Annotated in this window: 18 protein-coding genes; 11 read left to right on the top strand and 7 right to left on the bottom strand. The window is 63.3% G+C overall.

The annotated features are described in order from the left end of the window. Nucleotides 1–31 precede the first annotated feature (31 nt). Nucleotides 32–718, top strand: a complete 687-nt coding sequence (locus V7660_RS11635; protein WP_335603213.1) for a hypothetical protein — start codon at nt 32–34, stop codon at nt 716–718. Between the two features lie 257 nt (nt 719–975). On the opposite strand, the gene V7660_RS11630 is transcribed toward V7660_RS11635, so the two are convergent. From V7660_RS11630 to tpiA, 3 genes are all read right to left on the bottom strand, one after another. Next, a complete protein-coding gene (locus tag V7660_RS11630; RefSeq protein ID WP_335603212.1) occupies nt 976–2,613 on the bottom strand; it encodes a CTP synthase in 1,638 nt (545 codons plus the stop codon). A 63-nt stretch (nt 2,614–2,676) separates the two neighbouring features. Continuing rightward, nucleotides 2,677–3,147, bottom strand: a complete 471-nt coding sequence (secG, locus tag V7660_RS11625) for a preprotein translocase subunit SecG (RefSeq protein WP_335603211.1) — start codon at nt 3,145–3,147, stop codon at nt 2,677–2,679. Nucleotides 3,148–3,230: 83 nt separating this feature from the next. Then, nucleotides 3,231–3,980 (bottom strand): triose-phosphate isomerase, encoded by a 750-nt coding sequence (tpiA, locus tag V7660_RS11620; RefSeq protein ID WP_335603210.1) that lies wholly within the window; start codon nt 3,978–3,980, stop codon nt 3,231–3,233. An 85-nt stretch (nt 3,981–4,065) separates the two neighbouring features. Here tpiA and V7660_RS11615 point away from each other — a divergent pair, with 85 nt between their 5' ends. Genes V7660_RS11615 through V7660_RS11605 form a run of 3 tightly spaced genes read left to right on the top strand, consistent with a single transcriptional unit; the run spans nt 4,066 to nt 7,984 of the window. Continuing rightward, nucleotides 4,066–5,979 carry a peptidylprolyl isomerase gene (locus V7660_RS11615; protein WP_335603209.1) on the top strand — a complete coding sequence of 638 codons (1,914 nt, stop codon included), beginning with the start codon at nt 4,066–4,068 and terminating at the stop codon, nt 5,977–5,979. Beyond that, nucleotides 5,976–7,403 (top strand): anthranilate synthase component I, encoded by a 1,428-nt coding sequence (gene trpE / locus V7660_RS11610; RefSeq protein ID WP_335603208.1) that lies wholly within the window; start codon nt 5,976–5,978, stop codon nt 7,401–7,403. Before V7660_RS11615 ends, trpE begins: the two co-directional genes overlap by 4 nt. Continuing rightward, entirely contained in the window at nt 7,400–7,984 is a 585-nt protein-coding gene (locus V7660_RS11605) for an anthranilate synthase component II (protein ID WP_335603207.1), read from the top strand. Before trpE ends, V7660_RS11605 begins: the two co-directional genes overlap by 4 nt. On the opposite strand, the gene V7660_RS11600 is transcribed toward V7660_RS11605, so the two are convergent. Further along, nucleotides 7,981–8,457 carry a pyridoxamine 5'-phosphate oxidase family protein gene (locus V7660_RS11600; RefSeq protein ID WP_335603206.1) on the bottom strand — a complete coding sequence of 159 codons (477 nt, stop codon included), beginning with the start codon at nt 8,455–8,457 and terminating at the stop codon, nt 7,981–7,983. The two genes, V7660_RS11605 and V7660_RS11600, sit on opposite strands and share 4 nt — an antisense overlap. Nucleotides 8,458–8,584: 127 nt before the next feature. Continuing rightward, entirely contained in the window at nt 8,585–9,592 is a 1,008-nt protein-coding gene (locus tag V7660_RS11595) for a class I SAM-dependent methyltransferase (protein ID WP_335603205.1), read from the bottom strand. A 202-nt stretch (nt 9,593–9,794) separates the two neighbouring features. On the opposite strand from V7660_RS11595, the gene trpD reads away from it, so the two are divergent. The 3 genes from trpD to lexA all read left to right on the top strand — a co-directional run bounded on the left by trpD (nt 9,795) and on the right by lexA (nt 12,368). Further along, complete coding sequence (gene trpD, locus V7660_RS11590) at nt 9,795–10,826, top strand: anthranilate phosphoribosyltransferase (RefSeq protein ID WP_335603204.1); 1,032 nt, start codon at nt 9,795–9,797, stop codon at nt 10,824–10,826. Then, a complete protein-coding gene (gene trpC / locus V7660_RS11585) occupies nt 10,823–11,626 on the top strand; it encodes an indole-3-glycerol phosphate synthase TrpC (RefSeq protein ID WP_335603203.1) in 804 nt (267 codons plus the stop codon). Before trpD ends, trpC begins: the two co-directional genes overlap by 4 nt. A 61-nt stretch (nt 11,627–11,687) precedes the next feature. Then, nucleotides 11,688–12,368, top strand: a complete 681-nt coding sequence (gene lexA / locus V7660_RS11580; RefSeq protein ID WP_335603202.1) for a transcriptional repressor LexA — start codon at nt 11,688–11,690, stop codon at nt 12,366–12,368. Here lexA and V7660_RS11575 read toward each other — a convergent pair. Next, nucleotides 12,349–14,484: a ComEC/Rec2 family competence protein gene (locus V7660_RS11575; protein WP_335603201.1), complete on the bottom strand. Its 2,136-nt coding sequence runs from the start codon at nt 14,482–14,484 to the stop codon at nt 12,349–12,351. The two genes, lexA and V7660_RS11575, sit on opposite strands and share 20 nt — an antisense overlap. Before the next feature lie 21 nt (nt 14,485–14,505). Between V7660_RS11575 and gltX the strand changes: the two genes are divergently transcribed. Beyond that, entirely contained in the window at nt 14,506–15,975 is a 1,470-nt protein-coding gene (gene gltX / locus V7660_RS11570) for a glutamate--tRNA ligase (RefSeq protein WP_335603200.1), read from the top strand. A 47-nt stretch (nt 15,976–16,022) separates the two neighbouring features. Further along, entirely contained in the window at nt 16,023–17,327 is a 1,305-nt protein-coding gene (gene gltA / locus V7660_RS11565) for a citrate synthase (RefSeq protein WP_335603199.1), read from the top strand. 84 nt (nt 17,328–17,411) lie between these two features. Here gltA and V7660_RS11560 read toward each other — a convergent pair whose 3' ends face one another. Then, nucleotides 17,412–17,564 (bottom strand): entericidin A/B family lipoprotein, encoded by a 153-nt coding sequence (locus V7660_RS11560; RefSeq protein ID WP_335603198.1) that lies wholly within the window; start codon nt 17,562–17,564, stop codon nt 17,412–17,414. Between the two features lie 158 nt (nt 17,565–17,722). Between V7660_RS11560 and purQ the strand changes: the two genes are divergently transcribed. Both purQ and V7660_RS11550 read left to right on the top strand, forming a co-directional pair. Continuing rightward, nucleotides 17,723–18,391 (top strand): phosphoribosylformylglycinamidine synthase subunit PurQ, encoded by a 669-nt coding sequence (purQ, locus tag V7660_RS11555; protein WP_335603197.1) that lies wholly within the window; start codon nt 17,723–17,725, stop codon nt 18,389–18,391. A 37-nt stretch (nt 18,392–18,428) separates the two neighbouring features. After that, nucleotides 18,429–19,445: an adenosine deaminase gene (locus V7660_RS11550; RefSeq protein ID WP_335603196.1), complete on the top strand. Its 1,017-nt coding sequence runs from the start codon at nt 18,429–18,431 to the stop codon at nt 19,443–19,445. The last annotated feature ends 117 nt before the right edge of the window (nt 19,446–19,562 follow it).

Below are 19,562 nucleotides of genomic sequence, written 5' to 3'. Positions count from 1 at the left end.
GACCGGGACCCTCGCCCCGCATCCTCAGCCCATGTCCGAGATGCGCTATGCACCCCCACAGGAAATCCGCTCTGCCGTCTGGCTGATGCTGAACGTCATAAGTCTCGGCGTGATCCAGTTGCGCCAGCGGCTCGGCCTGACGCCGCACACCCCGCTCCTGCCGCGCCACGCGATTTCCCGCCTGTCGCGCTTCCTGGCCCAGGCCGAACCGGCCCTGCGCCGCTGCCTCTATCTCTGCGCCGCCGAACTGGGCGCCCTGCCCGCATTCCCTCGCGAGACAGCCAGTTCCGGTCCGACACGCCCGCGAGACACGGCGCAACGTGTCGCCTGCGCAACCCCGTCAATCTTCCGTCTGTTCGAGACGGGCACGCAGCGCTCCGATGCCGCACCGCCCAGGCCCGTCTTCAGGACTGGTCCGCGCATCCGCTTCCTCGACGCGGATGACGTCCCCGACATCCATGAATACGCGAAATATCCGGAGGACATCCTGCCCGCCAAACGCCTCGTCCGTCGGCTGATGGCCCTCGACCATGCGATGGATCACCGCGATCGCTATATCGAAAAGATCCGCCGCAGCCTTGGTGAAGCCAGACAGCTGATCGCCAAAGCCGGAAAGCGCCTCTTCCGCCACGGGCCCCTGACGCGCCTGCAATGCGAAACGGCGCGATTGATCGAGGACGAAACCCACGCCGTCCAGCCGCACTTCAATTCATCCTGAGACGGATTGTTTTTGAAATCTTGCACCCGGCCAAAACCCTTCGCGCCGGATAGGTGTGCTGGTCACCCCGTCCGCGTCACACCCGATGAGCGTAGCTCCGCAAGAACCCCATACTTGTCATCCCGGAATTTGCGCAGCAAATATCCGGGACCCAGGGACCGTTAGTCTTCCTGTTTTTCGAAAGAGCAGCAGAAGCGGCGGCTGGGTCCCGGATAAGCGCTTCGCGCTTTCCGGGATGACAGGATTAGCTCAGTTTCCTAAACCAGCCGGCTCTGCTTGACCGCGGCGCCGATGAAGCTCGCAAACAGCGGGTGCGGCTCGAACGGGCGCGATTTCAGCTCCGGGTGATACTGCACGCCGATGAACCAGGGATGTTCCGGAAGCTCGAAGATTTCCGGCAGCTTGCCGTCCGGGGACAGGCCTGAGAACAGCCCGCCAGCCTTTTCCAGCGCGCCTTTATAGGCAGCATTGACCTCATAGCGGTGACGGTGGCGTTCGGAAATGTCCAGCGTGCCATAGATCTCGGCGACCTTGCTGCCCGGCACGAGACGGGCCGGATACGCGCCAAGGCGCATCGTGCCGCCCTTGTCGGTATTGGCATCGCGCAGGACCTTTTCGTTGCCCCTGGTCCACTCTTCCATCAGGCCGACCAGCGGCGCCGGGGTCTTCGGGTCATTCTCGGTCGTGTTGGCGTCCTCGATGCCGGCCATGTTGCGGGCCGCCTCGATCACCGACATCTGCATCCCGTAACAGATGCCGAAGCACGGCACCTTGCGTTCGCGGGCAAACCGGGCCGCGCGCATCTTGCCATGTGCGCCGCGCTCCCCGAAGCCGCCCGGCAGGATGATGCCATGCACGCCTTCCAGAATGTCCAGCGGCCGCGCCTCGTCATCGAATTCCTCGGAATTGATCAGCCGGATATCGACCTTCACCTTGTTGGCAAGCCCGCCATGCGCCAGCGCCTCGGCGACGGATTTATAGGCGTCCGGCACATCGGTATATTTGCCGACGAGACCGATACAGACATTGCCATCCGGATGATGGGTCGTGTGCGCAATCTCGCTCCAGCCGGACAGGTCCGGGTCCGGGGCGTCATCAATGCGGAAATGCGACAGGACTTCCTTGTCGAGCCCCTCGGCATGATAGGCGCCGGGCACGTCATAGATGTGGCCCACATCGCGCGCTTCGATCACGCTGGAGAGGCGGACATTACAGAAGCTGGCAATCTTGCCCTTTTCGGTCTCCGGGATCGGCCGGTCACACCGGCAGAGCAACACGTCGGGCTGGATACCGATCGAACGCAGCTCCTTCACAGAGTGCTGGGTCGGCTTGGTCTTCATCTCGCCGGCTGCCGGAATGTAGGGCAGCAGCGTGAGATGGATGAAACAGGCGCGCTCAGGCCCCAGTTCCTGACCGAGCTGGCGGATCGCCTCGAAGAATGGCAGGCCCTCGATGTCGCCGACCGTGCCGCCGATTTCGCACAGTACGAATTCCACATCCTCGCCCGGATCGGACAGGACGAAATCCTTGATCTCGTTTGTGACGTGCGGAATCACCTGGATTGTCGCGCCGAGATAATCCCCGCGCCGTTCCTTCTCGATGATGCGGCTATAAATCCGCCCCGTCGTGATATTGTCCGACTGGCGGGCCGAGACGCCGGTGAAGCGCTCATAATGGCCGAGGTCGAGATCGGTCTCGGCGCCGTCATCAGTCACATAGACCTCGCCATGCTGGCGGGGGCTCATCGTGCCGGGATCGACATTGAGATACGGATCGAGCTTGCGCAGGCGGACCTTGTAGCCACGCGCCTGAAGCAACGCACCGAGTGCGGCGGAAGCGATACCCTTGCCAAGGGAGGACACCACGCCGCCTGTAATGAAAATATAGCGGATCATGGGATCACCCTGATGCCGTGATTCGGCTTGGATTGGCGCAGGGAATACACCTGCGCGGCGCAATTACTGGGGATTGCCGGTTTCCGGCTCCGTCTCGGGCGCGGTTTCGGCTGGCGGCATGTCCGCCGTGGGATCAATCAGCTCGCCCGGCTCGGCCGTTTCTGGCGCCGGGGTCGCAGGCGTGGACAGGCCGTCCTGGCCTTCCAGCAGCGGCGCCGTCGGATCCAGAAGGTCAACCGGGCCGGTCGCGCCGTCTTCATCCGCGCCCAGCGCGCGTTCGACTTCGGTGCGCGTGTCATTGTTGCGATTGGCCAGCGTGGTCAGGCCCAGGCTGGTTATGAAGAAGATGCCGCCAAACATGATGGTGGAACGCACCAGGGCGCCGGCTGCGCCGCGTCCCGACAGCAGCGATCCTGCGCCGCCACCGCCGCCCCCACCGATGCCGAGGCCGCCGCCTTCGGATTTCTGGATAAGGACCAGTCCCGTCATGACGAGACAGGCGATGATGTGGACAACAAGAATGACGTTCTGCATGGCTGGTGCGTTTCCAGTAAAATTCAAGCGGCCCGCATATCGCCATTGCGCACGGGAGCCAAGCCTTGGGGTTCAGTCTTTGGTTACTTTGCTTGGCCGTAAATGGCGAGGAAATCCGCTGCCTTCAAGCTCGCGCCGCCAATTAGGCCGCCATTGACGTCCGTGACCTCGAGGATTTCGGCCGCATTTCCGGGCTTCATGCTGCCCCCATAGAGCAGGGGGATCAGGCCTGCGCCGTCCGCGCCGAATCGCTCCGCAAGGCGGCTGCGTATGGCGGTATGGACCTCGTCGATCTGCTCGGGGCTGGCCACTTCGCCCGTTCCGATGGCCCAGATTGGCTCATAGGCGATGACAATATCCTCGGCCTTCGCGCCTTCGGGGATCGAGCTGGCAATCTGGCTGGATACGAACTCCAGCGTCTCCCCGGCCTTGCGCTGGTCAAGACTCTCGCCAATGCAGATGATCGGCGTCAGGCCCGCGCGCAGGGCAGCTGCGGCCTGTCCGGCGACGATTTCATTGGTCTCGGCATGATCGGTCCGGCGCTCGGAATGGCCGACAATCACATGGCTCGCACCGGCATCCGCCAGCATTTCCGCAGAGATATCGCCTGTATGCGCGCCGCTCTCGGCGCCATGACAGGTCTCGCCCCCAACCTTCAGCGCAGAGCCATGTGCAGCCTCTGCAGCCAGGGATACCAGGGTCGCTGGCACACATAGCAGGGCCTCGACCCCGGCCTTGCCCTGCCCCACACCTGCAGCGGCATCGCGGATTTCCCCCAGGCTGGCCTTGAGGCCATTCATCTTCCAATTCCCGGCGATAAGTGTTCTGGTCATAAGCTATCCCTATCTTGAAAGACCTAACGGGGTCGCCTAGCAAGCACTGGACCACCGCTCAACCTGCCAGAAAGACGCTGCCGATATGCTAGCCTTGATGAAAAGCCTGATGAACTCCTTCGTCGGGAAGATTATTGTCATGATCATCATCGCGGGGATGGCATTCTGGGGTGTGGACCAGATGTTCGCCCAGATTCGCGGCGGATTGGGCTCCAACATGGCCGCCGCCGGCAGCCGCAGCTTCGATCCTTCCACCTTCGACCGCCGCGTCGAAAGCGTGATCCGGAACATCAATGCCGATGCCGAGGAGCCGGTCACCAAGCCGGAATTGCTCGAACAGGGCGTGATCGACCAGGTGTTCCAGCTCGAAGCCGCCAAGCTCACCCTGCTCGGCTATGCCGACTCGATTGGCGTGCGCCCCTCAACGGACGCCGTGGTGGAGGAGCTGAAGAACATCGACGCCTTCAAGAACCCGCTGACCGGCGCGCTGGACCTCGACACCTATCGCGATACCCTCTACCGCAGCCGCATCAGCCAGGCCGACTACGAGCAGCAGCTGGCCGATGATCTGACCATGAAAGCCCTGCGCGACGGCGCCAGCGCCGCCATCTATCCGCCCAAGACGCTGTCTTCGCTGCAGGCGCGCTATATCGGCGAGGCCCGCAATGTCGGCTGGTTCATCCTCGACACCAGCACGCTGCCGGAACCGGACGCCCCGACCGAGGAAGACATCCGCGCCTATTACGACGATAATCTCGACGCCCTCAAACAGCCTGAGCGCCGCATGATCGACGTGCTGCGCATGTCGGCCGAGGATTTCCTGTCCCAGGTCACCGTGACCGAACAGGAAGTCGCGACCGTCTATGAAGCCAGCAAGTCCGACCGCTATTCCGAGCCGGACACCCGCACCTATATCGAACTGCTGTTCCCGACCCGCGAAGCGGCCCGCACCGCCTTTGGCCTGCTGGCGGCGGGCGCAGACCCGGCCAGCCTTGAAGGCGTGACCTCCCGCGAGACCAAGACCGGTCGCCGCCCAAGCGTCACCGACCCGACCCTGGCCGAAGCCATGTTCGGCGCCGGCAAGCAGAGCGGCGCCCTGTTCGGCCCCAGCGAGCGCGGCGACCAATGGCTGGTGGCCCGGCTCGTCTCCGTCCAGCCCGGCGCGGTCTTCCCGCTTGAGCAGGTCGAGAACGAGATCCGCGAACAGCTCGCCCGCGAACGTGCCGGTGTCCTCCTGTTCGACAAGATGGAAGCCCTCGACCGCGCAATTGGCGCCGGTTATCCGCTCAGCCAGATCGCCGAGGAAGTCGGCGTGCCGCTGATGACCTATGCCCCGGTCGACCAGTCCGGCCGCACCCGTGGCGACACAGCGCTTGGCGGCCTGATCAATGCGGGCGAAGCCTTCCAGCAGGCATTCGAAATCCCTGTCGGCGAAACCAGCAACCGCGCCGACATTGGCGAGGCCACCTATCTGACCTCGCCGCGCCAGATCATCGAGAGCTACACGCCGGAATTCGAGGAGTTGCGCGACGACGTGCGCGCCGGCCTCGTCCGCCAGCGCGAAGCCAGCGGCGTACAGGCCGCCCTTGATGACCTGACGGATCGCATCGAGTCCGGCGAAAGCACGCTGGAGGCCGAAGCCCGCGCCGCCGGCGAGATCGTGGAAACCCCGCTCGGCCCGATCACGCGCCGCACCGCTGCCGAGTCCGGCCTGCCAAACGCGGCCCTCACCTCGGTCTTCAGCGGCAAGGAAGGCGATGTCTTCACCTTCCCGAGCCGTGACGGGAACGCTGTCATGGTGTTGCAAATCACCTCCATCACCCCGCCGGATGAAGCCGACATGGCCGAACTGGGACCGCTGGCCAATTCCAGCCTGATCAGCTCGCTTCAGGATGATCTCAACCAGGCGATGGAAACAGAGGTCGCCAGCGCCACGAAGCTGCGCACCAATCAGGGCGCGCTGAGAGCTTACAAGGCCACCATCACGTCGGACCAATGAGCAACGCGAAACTGATCGTCCGGCGGCGCATCGGGGATATCGAGACCCCGGTTGCCGCAATGCTGAAGCTCGGCGCGGAAACGCCCGGCAGCTTCCTCTTCGAGTCGATTGCCGGCGGCGAACGCCTCGGGCGCTATTCCTTCATCGGGCTGGAGCCGGACCGCTGGTTCCGCATCCTCGATGGCAAGGCCGAGACGGCCAGCGATGCTGACTTCTCGGACGCGACGATGCTCGATGCCGAGCCGGTCGCAGCCCTGAAAGCCTTTGCCCGCGATGCCCGCGCCAGCGCCGACGAAGACCTGCCGCCGATGGCGTCGGGCGCCTTCGGCTATGTCGGCTATGACATGATCCAGTATGTAGAGCCGGTCGAGATCACCAAGCCCGACATGCTGAACGTGCCGGAAGCCCTGCTGGTCATCCCGCGCGTGGTCATCGTGTTCGATCACATCTATCAGGAAATCCTGCTGATCGGCCGCGTCGAGGCTGGCAACGAAACCGAGATCAACTCCCTGCTGGATGATGTCGAGGCGCGACTGGAGCGCCTGCCCCAGATGCCACCCAAGGACCAGCCGCCCGCGCCGGTGGACCTGCAGTCGAACACCTCCAAGGCGCGCTATTTCGAGATCGTCGAAGCGTGCAAGGACTATATCCGCGCCGGCGACATCTTCCAGGTCGTGCCGAGCCAGCGTTTCTCCGCGCCCTTCCCGCGCCAGTCGATCAGCTATTACCGGGCCCTGCGCCGTCTGAACCCGTCCGCCTTCATGTTCCACATGAATCTCGGCGCGGTCAGCCTGGTCGGCTCCAGCCCGGAAATCCTCGTCCGCGTCCGCGATGGCCGCGTCGCCATCCGCCCGATCGCCGGCACGCGCCCGCGCAGCGGCGACGAGGAAGAGGATGCCCGCCGCGCCCAGAGCCTGCTGAATGATCCCAAGGAGATCGCCGAACACCTCATGCTGCTGGACCTTGGCCGCAATGATGTCGGCCGCGTCGCCGCCTATGGCAGCGTGACGGTCACGGAGCAATTCATCGTCGAGCGCTATTCCCATGTGATGCATATTGTCAGCCATGTCGAAGGGGACCTGCGCGAGGGCCTCGACAGTGTCGATGCGCTGTTCGCAGGCTTCCCGGCAGGCACCGTTTCCGGCGCGCCGAAGATCCGTGCCATGCAGATCATCAATGAGATGGAGAGCCACCGCCGCGGCATCTATGGCGGCGCGGTCGGCTATTTCGGCTGGAATGGCGATCTCGACACCTGCATCGCGCTGCGCACCGCCGTACTGAAGGACGGCCAGTTGCACATCCAGGCCGGCGGCGGGGTCGTGCTGGATTCCGTGCCGCAATACGAATTTGATGAAACCGTCCACAAGGCAGGCGCGCTCCGCCGCGCTGCCGAACTGGCCGCCTCCTATGAGCCTGACCAATGAGCGCGCCGAAGAAGCAAATTCTCGTCATCGACAATTATGACAGCTTCACCTGGAATCTCGTCCATTACCTGGAAGAGCTGGGCGCGGAGACGCGTGTCGTTCGCAATGACGAGATGACGGTCGAGGAAGCCCTCGCCAGCGGCGCGGACGGCATTCTCCTGTCTCCCGGCCCCTGCTCTCCGAATGAGGCGGGCATCTGCGTGGGGCTGATCCAGAAGGCACCCGAAGACCTGCCGATCCTCGGCGTCTGCCTCGGCCATCAGTCCATCGGACAGGCCTTTGGCGGCGAGGTCATCACCGCCAGGGAAATCCGGCATGGCAAATTGTCAGAGATCCGCCAAACCGGCGGCGACCTGTTCGCTGGCCTGCCGGAAACCTATCAGGTTGTGCGCTATCACTCCCTCGCCGTGAAGCCGGAAGACCTGCCGGATGTACTGATTGCCGACGCCTTCACCGAGGATGGCGAAGTCATGGCCCTCCACCACAGGACGCGGCCGATCTATGGCGTGCAATTCCACCCGGAAAGCATCCTGACCGAGCACGGCCACGCGCTGCTCAAGAATTGGCTCGACAAGCTCTAGAAGCTGATTTCGAAATGCTCGCCAATGTCCGGTTTCTCATCGGTGAGATTGGCCTTGGCGATTTCATAGAAGAATTTCGGGCCACCTTTGGATGTCCAGACCTCGCCTGTGTCGAGCGACAGCTTGAGGAGCAGCACGTCCGGGTCCTGCTTGCCATCCTCATACCAGCTTGCCGCGATGAAGCTCCAGTACTCGTCCAGTTTTTCCTTGTTCATCTCCGCCGTCAGGCGGCCGGACAGGCTGGCATACAGGCCTTTGTTGTCGTTACACAGAACAAAATGCGCGTTCGCGCCCTTGGCATGCTCGGCCATATAGGTGCCCTTCGCCGTGATGAACCACAGATCGCGCTTGTTCTCGTCAACATAGTGGGACATCGGCACGGCGCGGCCATCGATCACGAGCATTCCGGTCCGCGTGTCTTCGATACGGTCCCAGAAGGTTTCGGTTAGATCCTTGTCGGCAAGTTGGGTCATTGAGGGGAGGCTCCTGTTTGCTTTCCACTTCAACGCCTGTGCCCGCCTCCGGTTCCTGCTTCGTCCTGCGCCTGCCAAAGAAAAAGGGCCCCGAAGGGCCCTCTCCCGATACGGAGGATCGCCGCGCCTATTCCGGCTTGCGGAAACGCAGCGTCATCCGGTCGGACTCGCCGATCTCCGCCAGGGCTGCGCGCTCGGGCGTGCCTTCCTCGGTCGTGGCAAGGCTCGGCGCCAGGCGCCAGACAATGTCGCCCGGACCGGCATCGTCGACCGGGTTGGCATTGATCTCGCTCGACTCCTCGAACTCAAACCCGGCCGCCTCGAACGCGTCGACCACGAAACTCGTCTTGAGGTACCCGGCATTGCCGTCGGCCCACTCGTCCGGCGTGTCTTCAGAGGCGCGATGCTGGACAACACCGACCACCCCGCCCGGCTTCAGGAGGCGATAGGTCTCGGCGATGGCGTCCGTGAAGGTGCCAAGTTCGTCCTCGGTCCGGTTGAGATTGTGCAGCGCGCGAATGAATAGCGCCGCGTCGGCCTTTTCAGCCTTGTCTTCCGGGAGGGCCGTCAGCTTGTAGTCATAGACTTTCGCGCCGCGCTCTCCGGCCCAGCCCTCAGCGGTCTTGGTCCATCCCTCAAGCTGTTCCAGAATGCCCGCGACGCGTTCCTCGTCAGCTCCGGGAAGGATGCGGATCCACATCTCGTCCGGATAGTGCGCCCCGATCAGCTTGCCGTCAGGGCCGAGATACGACAGCAGGATTTTCGAGTACCAGCCCCCGCCCGGCAGGGCCTCGACCACGGTCATGCCCGGCTCGATGCCGAAGAATTCCAGCGTCGCGCCCGGATTGCGCGCATCATAGCGGGCCTGAACATCCTCAGGCTGGGACGCCAGCGCGGCGGCCAGCGCAACCGAGGCCGACACATCCATGGCTTCATCGGCGGTCTCCGCCATTTCCGCCATCTCGGCGTCCGATGACAGGTCGACTTCCATCGATTCCTCGGCGTCCATCACCTCTTCCATCTCGATCGTCTCTTCAGCGGTGAGACTGTCCGACATGTCGTCTGCGGGAGCCGTCTGGCAGGCAGCCAGCAAGGCAAGCCCGGCGACGCCTGCGAGCAATTGATTGGATTTCATGGTTTCCTCCTCGGTAAGTCTGTTTTCTCTTGGAATGTCCCGTGCCTGGCGAACCTAGCGCAAACCCCCGGTAAACGCGATCACGTGTGCGTGTATCCTTTCGGAAGCTTTCATGGCGGATGCCGCCTTGCGGCGTCGTCAGACTTGATCTCAAGGCCCCCAACCCCCTATGCAGGCGCGAACCAGATGCGGATGATCCAGCATGCAGTCAGACAGTCTCACCACAGCCCTGCAGGCGATTGCGCGCCGCCAGCCGCTTGATGCCGCGACCCTTGAGGGCGCGTTCGACAAGCTCCTGTCCGGCGAAGCGGCGCCCGAAGAGATCGGCGCGTTCCTAATGGGCCTGACCGTGCGCGGCGAAACGGCCGACGAACTCGCGGCCGGAGCCCGCATCATGCGCCAGCACGCCCGCAAGGTGCATGTCGAGGGCCCGGTCCTCGATACGTGCGGCACGGGCGGCCTGCCCTGGAAGAGCCTGAACACCTCCACCGCCAGCGCCATCGTCATCGCGGCAGCGGGCGGACGGGTCGCCAAGCATGGCAATCGCTCGGTGCCGCCCAAGACCGGCTCGGCCGACGTGCTCGAAGCCCTCGGCGTCAATCTCGACATGGACGAAGAGACCTTCCTTGAGTGTCTGAACGGGTGCGGCGTCGCCTTCATGTTCGCGCGCAGCCATCACAGCGCCATGCGCCATGTCGCGCCGGTCCGCGCCAAATTGGGCATCCGCACCATTTTCAATCTGCTCGGCCCGCTCAGCAATCCGGCGGGCGCGGAATACCAGGTGCTGGGCGTGTTCGCGCCGGAATGGGTGCGCCCGATGGCCGAAACCCTGTCGCGCCTCGGCACCAAGCGTGCCTGGGTCGTGCATGGCCTGGACGGCATAGACGAGCTTTCCATCGCCGGCACGACCAAGGTCTGCGAAGTGGCGGGCGACGATTTGCATGAGTTCGAACTGACCCCCGCCGATGCCGGTCTGGAGACGAGCCCCCTCTCTACCTTGGAAGGCGCCGGCGTGGACGACAATGCGCTGGCCATCACGGACCTGCTCGACGGCCAGGAAGGCCCGTTCCGCGATGTCGTGCTGCTGAATGCGGCGGCGGGCCTGCATGTCTTTGGCAAGGCCGACACGCTCAAACAGGGCGCCGCGATGGCCGCCGAGGCCATCGACAGCGGCAAGGCCGCCCAGACCCTGCGCGCGCTCGCTGCCCTCTCGAACGGACAGGAACCGGAATGAGCACCGCTCTTGATCGCATCATTGCCTACAAGGTCGATGAAGTCGCCGCCGCCAAGCGCGAGACCTCGCTGGCCGCGCTGGAGGCACACCTGCCCGAGGCCAGCCCGCCGCGCGGCTTCGCGCAATCCATGTCCATGATTGCCGGCCTCGATGAGAACGCGCTGATCTGCGAGTTGAAGCGCAAGAGCCCGTCCGCCGGGGATATCCTGCCCGGCGCAGACCCGGTTCAGATCGCCCGCGAATATGAATCCGGCGGCGCGGCCTGTCTCTCCGTTCTTACGGATGGGCCAAGCTTTGGCGGCAGCCTGGAGGATTTCGCCCGGATCCGCTCCGCCGTGGGCCTGCCCATGCTGCGCAAGGATTTCATGATCGACCCCTATCAGGTGATCGAATCCCGCGTGCATGGCGCCGATTGCGTGCTGGTCATCATGGCCTGCCTCAGCGACGCTCAGGCCAGCGAACTGACGGACACGGCACTCGACCTCGGCATGGACGTCCTGCTCGAAACCCACAATGAGGAAGAGCTGTCGCGCGCCCTGCGCCTGCCTTCGCCCCTGATTGGCATCAACAATCGCGATCTGAAGCGGATGGTGACCGATCTCGCCACCACGGAACGACTCGCGCCGCTGGTGCCGGACGACAAGGTCCTGATTTCCGAAAGTGGTGTCTCATCCCCGGAAAACATTGAAAGATTGCGCAAAACAGGCGCGAGACGGTTCCTGATCGGCGAAAGTCTTATGAAAATGGGCATAAACCGCCACAAAAGCGTTACACAAATGAGGGTAGCCGGCACGAATTGACCCGAAGCATGAACACATGTAGAACATAAGTGAACAGAGATTCGCCTGAAGGGAGTCACCCGTGCTGACTAGTAAACAAAAGGAATTGCTGCTCTTCATCAATGAGCGCATTCAGGAAACCGGCGTTTCGCCATCCTTTGACGAAATGAAGGATGCGCTGAATCTGGCGTCCAAATCCGGCATCCACCGTCTTATCACAGCGCTTGAAGAGCGCGGGTTCATCCGGCGCCTTGCGCATCGGGCCCGCGCCCTTGAAGTGCTGAAACTGCCGGAATCGGTCACGCCCGGCGCGCCGCGCGGCCGCAAGGAGTTCAAGCCGGCCCTCGTTTCGAGCGGCAAGCCTGCGTCCACGCCGACCTCGCACACGGTGCCCCTGATCGGCCGTATCGCAGCCGGCCTGCCGATCTCCGCGATCCAGCAGGACAATGGCCACGTCAATGCGCCCGACGGCCTGGCCGAGGGCGACGAGCATTTCGCCCTCGAAGTCCAGGGCGATTCCATGATCGATGCGGGCATCCTTGAAGGCGACATCGTCGTCTGCCGCCGCACCGACACGGCCAATACGGGCGACATTGTCGTCGCGCTGATCGATGGCGAAGAGGCTACGCTGAAACGTCTGCGCCGCAAGGGCGCCTCGGTCGCGCTCGAAGCGGCAAACCCCGCCTTCGAGACCCGCATCTTCGGACCCGACCGCGTTCAGGTACAGGGCCGCCTCGTCGCGCTCATCCGCCGTTACGACTGATCGGTTCCACTTCGCAAGGTTTCCAGGGCCGCGCCTCACAGGGCGCGGCCTTTTTTGATGTCGCGCCATCCGTGTGAAGCGTGGCCCCGCCCTGCCGGAGCACGTCTGACCAGTAAATCGGCTGGGCGCAGCTGGCGGACCGTCTGTCTGGGCGGGGTGTCCCAAGCGGGATCAGCTCATACGCCACATCGGACGCCAGACTGCAGGCCCCACGCTCCAGATCAGGATGGCGCAGCGCAATCCGCCCGATCTCGCTCTCCAGAACACACGGCCAGTCAGAACACAGCCCCGACGGGTCCAGCGTGCTGAACCGCATGGGCGACAGGCCATCCCCCTCGACATAGCTGATCTTGTGCACCTCGCCGCCTGCCAGCCGCACGAACAGATCGCCCGAGGCCGACCAATGCAGCGCAACAGCTGGGGCCACCACCCATAGCCAAATGGCAGGTCCGCTGAGCGCCAGAGCCATCGCCCACCGCCACAGCCCCCGCGCAATCACGGCCAGCGCCAGCGCCGCACTGAACAGGACCAGCGAGCCGCCCGGCATTTGCTTGCCCGGCGACAGCGCGCTCGGCGCCTGTTCGGTGCAGGTCTCCGCGATCCAGAGAATGGCCTCCAGCGAATAGCCGAAGACGCGCAGGCCGAGATCCCCATACCCAAACGGCGTGAGGATCAGCGCAGCCGCGGCCGCCGGTGCGGTGACAAAGGTGATGACCGGCATGGCGGCGAGATTGGCCAGCAGGCCCAGCCCGGCCAACCGATCAAAATGATAGAGCGCATAGGGCGCCGTCGCCGTGCCCGCGACCAGCGACGTCACCGCCAGCGAGGCCCAGCTATAGCTCACCCCGCCCATCACCCGGTCCGAGGCGGACCGGCGCGCGGTCCAGGCCTCATAGGTCGCGATCAGCGCGCCGGAGGCTGCGAACGACATCTGGAAACCGGGCGTCATGACGCTTTCCGGCTGCAGCAGGATCACGAGGATCATCGCGATCGCAAAGGAGCGCAGGCTGAGCGCCGCCCGGTCAAACAGGACCGCGCCGAAGACCACGGCCAGCATGATGAAGGCCCGCTGGGTCGAGACGCCCGCCCCGGAAATCACGAGATAGGCAAGGCTTGCCCCCAGCGCGATCACCGCCGCCGGCTTCTGCACCGGCACCCGCAGGGCCAGCGGCTCGATACAGGCCAGCAGACGCCGCATCAGGTAGAAGACCAGCCCGCCGACAATCGCCATGTGGAGTCCGGAGATTGCCAGCAAATGCGCGAGGCCCGAATTGCGCAGCGCCACTTGATCCTCGACGCGCATATAGCTGCGGTCCCCTGACACCAGCGCTGCCGCGAAGCCGCCGGCGCGCTCGCCCGCCGCGACATTCACATGCGCCGCAAGTCTGCGCCGGAAGGCAGCCACTTTCATCCTGACATCGGCCACCACCCCCTCCGGCGCGCCAAGCGCTCCGCCCCGGCAGCGACCCTGCACATAGCCTACGCCGCCCAATTGCTCGAACCAGGCCTGCCGCCGGAAATCATATTCGCCCGCCATGCTCGGCGAAGGCGGCGGCCTCAGCACGGCCCAGCAGCGCACGAACCGGCCAGACGACACCTCCAGCCGTGAACGATGCGTCAGCCGCACAAGTTTCGGCGTGGCCTCGGGCGTGAGTCCCGCAATCGCATGGATCTCGATCCGCAAGCGCGGCCCTTTGGAGCCCGTCTCAACTTCCGACAGCCAGCCTTCGACCATGACGGGGCCGGTTTCGTCGGCGATCACGGGCGCCGCGACCAGCCGCGCCCGCACGGACGCCGCGCACATGCCAAGTGCCACCCCGAATGCGAACCATGCCGCGATCTGCAAGGCGGAGGGCAGGCGCATCCGGCGCCCCAGCGTGATCCCTCCGGCGCCGGCAAACGGCGCCAGCAGGGCCAGCCAGAATGGGGGCTCAGAAGGCGCCACGAAATAGGCTGCGGCCCCGCCCGCCATGGCAAAGGCCAGCAGTAGAGGCTGGGCATCCACGGCCGCAATCGACCAGATTGGGCGGGACTGCACTGCATCATGCGAGGCCCGCCCCTTGCCATTGGCTGGGGAGTTGTGTTTCTGCGGCGCAAGAGCCTCACCCGCGACCATCAACCGGAGCCTGCCTGTCCTATGAGCGTCACCACGCGATTTGCCCCCTCTCCCACCGGCATGCTGCACATTGGAGGGGCAAGGACGGCACTTTTCAACTACCTCTTCGCGAAACGGCACAACGGGAGGTTTCTTCTGCGGATCGAGGATACTGATCGCGCCCGCTCCACCGATGAGGCCACCGCCGCCATTCTGGAAGGGATGGAGTGGCTCGGCCTGACGCCGGATGCCCCGCCGGTCATGCAGTTTGACCAGGCCGCCCGCCATACCGAAATCGCCCTCGACATGATCGCCCGTGGCACCGCTTTCCGCTGCTATGCCACGCCGGAAGAGCTGCAGGCACGCCGCGACCTTGGCGAGGAAAAGCGCCAGGCCGCCAAGGCTGAAGGCATTTCCGAGGATGAGAAAACCGCCCTGCTGGCCGAAGCCAATGAGCTGCTCGCCCCCTATCGTTCGCCCTGGCGCGACGGGGCGGCGGCGCCGTCAGAGGATGCGCCCTATACGGTCCGCCTGCGCGCGCCGGATGGCGGCGACCGTGTGCTGGAAGATGGCGTACAGGGCCGCGTGACCATCCAGGCCAGCGAACTGGACGACATGATCCTGCTGCGCGCCGACGGCACGCCGACCTATATGCTGGCCGTCGTCGTCGATGACCATGATATGGGCGTGACGCATGTGATCCGCGGCGATGACCATCTCCGCAATGCCTTCCGCCAGATCCCGATCTATGAGGCGATGGGCTGGGACATTCCGCACTTCGCCCATGTCTCCCTGATCCACGGGCCCGACGGCGCAAAACTGTCCAAGCGCCACGGCGCGCTCTCGACGCTGGCCTATCGCGACATGGGCTATCTGCCGGAAGCCATGAAAGCCTATCTCCTACGCCTCGGCTGGAGCCACGGCGACCAGGAAATCTTCACAGAAGACGAAGCCATTGCGCTGTTCGATATCAGCGGCATCAACAAGGCCCCGGCCCGGCTGGACCTCGAGAAACTGGGCCAGATCAATGCCCATTTCATCCGCTTGGCGGAAGACGAACGGCTGTTCGGCTTGCTCAAGCCCTTGCTGGAAGCCGAGGCCCCTCTGAGCGAGGCTGAGACCGCTCGCATTCGCGCTGCACTGCCCGGAATGAAGGATCGCGGCACGACGCTTCCGGAGCTTGCGGCGGCTTTTGCCTTCCTCAGGGACATCCGGCCGATCCAGATGAACAAGAAAGCGCGCAAATCCCTGTCCGAAGAAGGACTTGACCGGCTCGCCGGTCTGCGCGACGAACTGCAGCAATTGCGCCAATGGACCGCAGAAACTATATCGCACGTCATAAGTTCCTATTGCGCTGACCGAGACCTCTCCATGGGACAGGTAGGTCAACCGCTCAGAGCTGCGCTGACGGGCGGATTGCCTGCGCCAGACATTGCTCCGGTCCTCGAATGGCTGGGCAAGGACGAAGCGCTGGGACGAATTGAAGATCAAACTGCGCTGGACCAGGACTGATCCCAGGCCGCGCTGGACGAAACAAGACTTTGGAAGGGCTAGAGCTGATGGAAAATAAGACCAAAAACGCTGGTACAGCGAAGATTGAGATTGACGGCAAATCGTATGACATGCCCGTCCTGTCGGGCACGCATGGGCCGAACGTCATGGATGTGCGCAAATTCTACGCGCAATCCGGCCAGTTCACCTTTGATCCGGGCTTCACCTCCACGGCGAGCTGTGAAAGCCAGATCACGTTCATTGACGGGGAAGAAGGCATCCTGCTGCACCGCGGCTATCCGATTGGCCAGCTGGCTGCGCAAGCAACCTTCCCGGAAGTCTGCCACCTGATCCTGAACGGCGAACTGCCCTCCAAGGCAGAACTCGACAGCTTCAATGACGAAATCAAGCAGCACACCCTGCTGCACACCCAGATGGACCGCTTCTTCGAAGGCTTCCGCCGTGACAGCCATCCGATGGCCATGCTGACCGGCACGGTCGGCGCAATGGCGTCCTTCTATCCCGGCGCCATGGACAGCGAAGACCCGGAAGAGCGTCGCCTCGCCTCGATCCGCCTGATCGCCAAGATGCCGACGCTCTGCGCCCGCATCCTGAAGTATAATATGGGCCAGAAATTCGTCGATCCGCGCAACGAACTGTCCTATGCCGAGAACTTCCTCAGCATGTGCTTCTCGGTCTCTGCTGAAGACTACAAGGTCGATCCGAAGATTGCGAAAGCAATGGACCGCTTCTTTATCCTGCACGCCGATCACGAGCAGAACGCGTCCACCTCGACCGTCCGCCTTGCCGGCTCGTCGGGCGCGCATCCGTTCGCAGCCGTGGCTGCTGGCGTGGCATGTCTCTGGGGCCCGAGCCATGGCGGCGCAAACGAAGCCTGCCTCAACATGCTGCATGAAATCGGCAGCGTGGACCGCATCCCGGAATATATCGAGAAGGCCAAGGACAAGAATGACAGCTTCCGCCTGATGGGCTTCGGGCACCGCGTCTACAAGAACTACGATCCGCGCGCGACCGTGATGCGCGAGTCGGCACACGAAGTGCTCGACCTGCTCGGCCTGAAGGATCAGCCAATCCTGAAAGTCGCCATGGAGCTGGAGCGCATCGCGCTGGAAGATGAATACTTCGCCGAGAAGAAGCTCTATCCGAATGTCGACTTCTATTCCGGCATCATCCTTGATGCGATCGGCTTCCCGAAGCAGATGTTCACCGTCCTGTTCTCGCTGGCCCGTACGGTTGGCTGGATTGCCCAGCTCAACGAGATGCTGGTCGACCCGACCCAGCGCATCGGCCGTCCGCGCCAGATCTATACCGGCGCTGCCCAGCGCGACTACGTCCCGATGGACCAGCGCTAGCCGCCTGATCGGACTGCAAAACCATAGGAGGCCCCGGCAAGCTGCCGGGGCCTCTTCTTTTGGGAAACAGGATTTCCTGCCTGCCTATTTGGACATTTTGTCTTTCACGTCCCGTGCGGTTTCAGAGACGATCTCGCCGCCTGCCTGAACGTCCCGGCCCACGCCTTCGACCGTGTTGCATGCGGAAACGAGTGGCAGCATCGAGAGCGCGAGCGCGGCAGCCATGAGTTTCTTCATCTGGTCACTCCCATGAATGTAGGTGGCGCGGACAATGTGTCTGAAGCGTGCATTCGGCAAGACGGAAGACGCCAGCATGTGCATTTTGGCGCGAATGACCTGCCCCAACCGCAAATGAGTGTTCCCTTTTCCCCCGACTCCCTGCTAAAGGCCTGCGCATGAAAACCGCTGTGATTGTCTTCCCTGGATCGAACTGCGACCGCGACGCGCATGACGCCCTCGCCAAGGTAACCGGTCAGGCGCCGGCCATGGTCTGGCACAAGGATGGCACGATCCCCGAGGGCACAGACCTCGTCATGGTTCCCGGCGGCTTCTCCTATGGCGACTACCTGCGCTGTGGCGCGATGGCCGGCAATTCACCTGTGATCTCGCAACTGCACGCCCATGCGGAACGCGGCGGCTATGTTCTTGGCGTCTGCAATGGCTTCCAGATCCTCTGCGAAACGGGCCTGCTGCCCGGCGCGCTGATGCGTAACGCCTCGCTCCACTTTGTCTGCCGTCCGCAGGCGCTGAAGATCGAGTCGACGAACACGGCCTATACGAGCGCCTATTCCGGCGCATCGGATGTGGTGATCCCGGTCGCCCATCATGACGGCAACTATTTCGCCGACGACACTACGCTCAATACGCTGGAAGGTGAAGGCCGCGTGGCGTTCCGCTATGCCAGCGGTCAGAACCCGAACGGCTCGGCGCGCGACATTGCCGGCATTCTCAGCGAGAATGGCCGCATCCTGGGCATGATGCCCCACCCGGAGCGCGCCATTGGCGGCCATGAAGGCGGCACAGATGGTCTGGGCGTGTTCGAGAGCTTGCTCTCGGCGGCCTGATCCGGCTCAATGGAGCCATCCTGACAGGAGGCTTTAAATGACAGCCCACAAAGACCTCATCGCGCGTCTTCCCAAGGCCGAGCTTCACCTTCACATTGAAGGCAGTTTTGAGCCGGAAATGATGATGGCGCTGGCCGACCGCAACAAGATCGAGATTCCCTTCAAGACGCTGGACGAGGCCAAGGCGGCCTATGATTTCAGCAACCTCCAGGAATTCCTCGATCTCTACTATCAGGGCATGAATGTGCTGCGCACCGAGCAGGACTTCCACGACATGACTTTCGCGTATCTGAAGCGCGCCAAGGAAGACAATGTCGTTCATGTCGAGATGTTCATCGACCCGCAGGCCCATACAGAGCGCGGCGTGCCATTCGGGACGGTCGCTGACGGGATCATTTCGGCGCTGAAGCGCGGCGAGGAAGAACTCGGCATTACCTCCGAACTCATCATGAGCTTCCTGCGCCATCTGAGTGAAGAAGACGGGTTCGCCCTGCTTGAGGAATCTGCCCCCTGGCACGAGCATTTTGTTGGCGTGGGCCTCGACAGTTCAGAAATTGGACATCCGCCATCGAAATTCGAGAAGCTATTCGCGCGATGCCGGGAGCTTGGCTTCAAGCTCTGCCTGCATGCCGGCGAAGAAGGTCCGCCGGAATATGTGCGCGAGGCCCTGCTGGATATCGGCGCCGACCGGATCGACCACGGCAACCGCGCGATGGAAGACCAGGCGCTGATCGAAGTGCTGCGGGATACCCAGACACCGCTGACCAATTGTCCGCTCTCCAACTTGTCGCTCTGCGTCCTCGACGATTTGCGCAAGAGCCCGGTGAAGCGCCAGCTGGAAGAAGGGCTGCATGTCTGCGTGAATTCCGACGACCCGGCCTATTTCGGCGGCTATATCGGCAAGAATTATGAAGCGATCACGGAAGCGCTGGATCTGTCTGCGCAACAGATTGTCCAGCTCGCCCGCAACAGCTTTACCGGATCATTCCTGCCGGAAAATCAGAAAGCGAAACACCTCGCAAGAATCGATTCTGTTGTGGAAGACCGCCTGTAAGACCTCTGGTCGAACCTCGATTACCCTCACGATCTGCATCGCTCTTATGCGAAACAAAGGTCTTGCGAACCGGCTTGCGAAGTGGGGGTTCGCCGAGATCGGCCTGACCTCCACACC

This window comes from Hyphomonas sp., assembly GCF_036964145.1.
In the GTDB taxonomy this organism is placed as follows: domain Bacteria; phylum Pseudomonadota; class Alphaproteobacteria; order Caulobacterales; family Hyphomonadaceae; genus Hyphomonas.
This window is presented reverse-complemented; position numbering and strand designations above follow the sequence as displayed.

Coding starts and splice junctions, on each gene's coding strand:
- gltA (WP_335603199.1), top strand. CDS start 16,023: ATGGAAAATAAGACCAAAAACGCTGGTACAGCGAAGATTGAGATTGAC.
- V7660_RS11560 (WP_335603198.1), bottom strand. CDS start 17,564: ATGAAGAAACTCATGGCTGCCGCGCTCGCGCTCTCGATGCTGCCACTC.
- V7660_RS11595 (WP_335603205.1), bottom strand. CDS start 9,592: ATGAAATCCAATCAATTGCTCGCAGGCGTCGCCGGGCTTGCCTTGCTG.
- trpE (WP_335603208.1), top strand. CDS start 5,976: ATGAGCAACGCGAAACTGATCGTCCGGCGGCGCATCGGGGATATCGAG.
- V7660_RS11605 (WP_335603207.1), top strand. CDS start 7,400: ATGAGCGCGCCGAAGAAGCAAATTCTCGTCATCGACAATTATGACAGC.
- purQ (WP_335603197.1), top strand. CDS start 17,723: ATGAAAACCGCTGTGATTGTCTTCCCTGGATCGAACTGCGACCGCGAC.
- tpiA (WP_335603210.1), bottom strand. CDS start 3,980: ATGACCAGAACACTTATCGCCGGGAATTGGAAGATGAATGGCCTCAAG.
- V7660_RS11635 (WP_335603213.1), top strand. CDS start 32: ATGTCCGAGATGCGCTATGCACCCCCACAGGAAATCCGCTCTGCCGTC.
- trpC (WP_335603203.1), top strand. CDS start 10,823: ATGAGCACCGCTCTTGATCGCATCATTGCCTACAAGGTCGATGAAGTC.
- trpD (WP_335603204.1), top strand. CDS start 9,795: ATGCAGTCAGACAGTCTCACCACAGCCCTGCAGGCGATTGCGCGCCGC.
- V7660_RS11550 (WP_335603196.1), top strand. CDS start 18,429: ATGACAGCCCACAAAGACCTCATCGCGCGTCTTCCCAAGGCCGAGCTT.
- V7660_RS11615 (WP_335603209.1), top strand. CDS start 4,066: ATGCTAGCCTTGATGAAAAGCCTGATGAACTCCTTCGTCGGGAAGATT.
- V7660_RS11630 (WP_335603212.1), bottom strand. CDS start 2,613: ATGATCCGCTATATTTTCATTACAGGCGGCGTGGTGTCCTCCCTTGGC.
- gltX (WP_335603200.1), top strand. CDS start 14,506: ATGAGCGTCACCACGCGATTTGCCCCCTCTCCCACCGGCATGCTGCAC.
- secG (WP_335603211.1), bottom strand. CDS start 3,147: ATGCAGAACGTCATTCTTGTTGTCCACATCATCGCCTGTCTCGTCATG.
- V7660_RS11575 (WP_335603201.1), bottom strand. CDS start 14,484: ATGGTCGCGGGTGAGGCTCTTGCGCCGCAGAAACACAACTCCCCAGCC.
- V7660_RS11600 (WP_335603206.1), bottom strand. CDS start 8,457: ATGACCCAACTTGCCGACAAGGATCTAACCGAAACCTTCTGGGACCGT.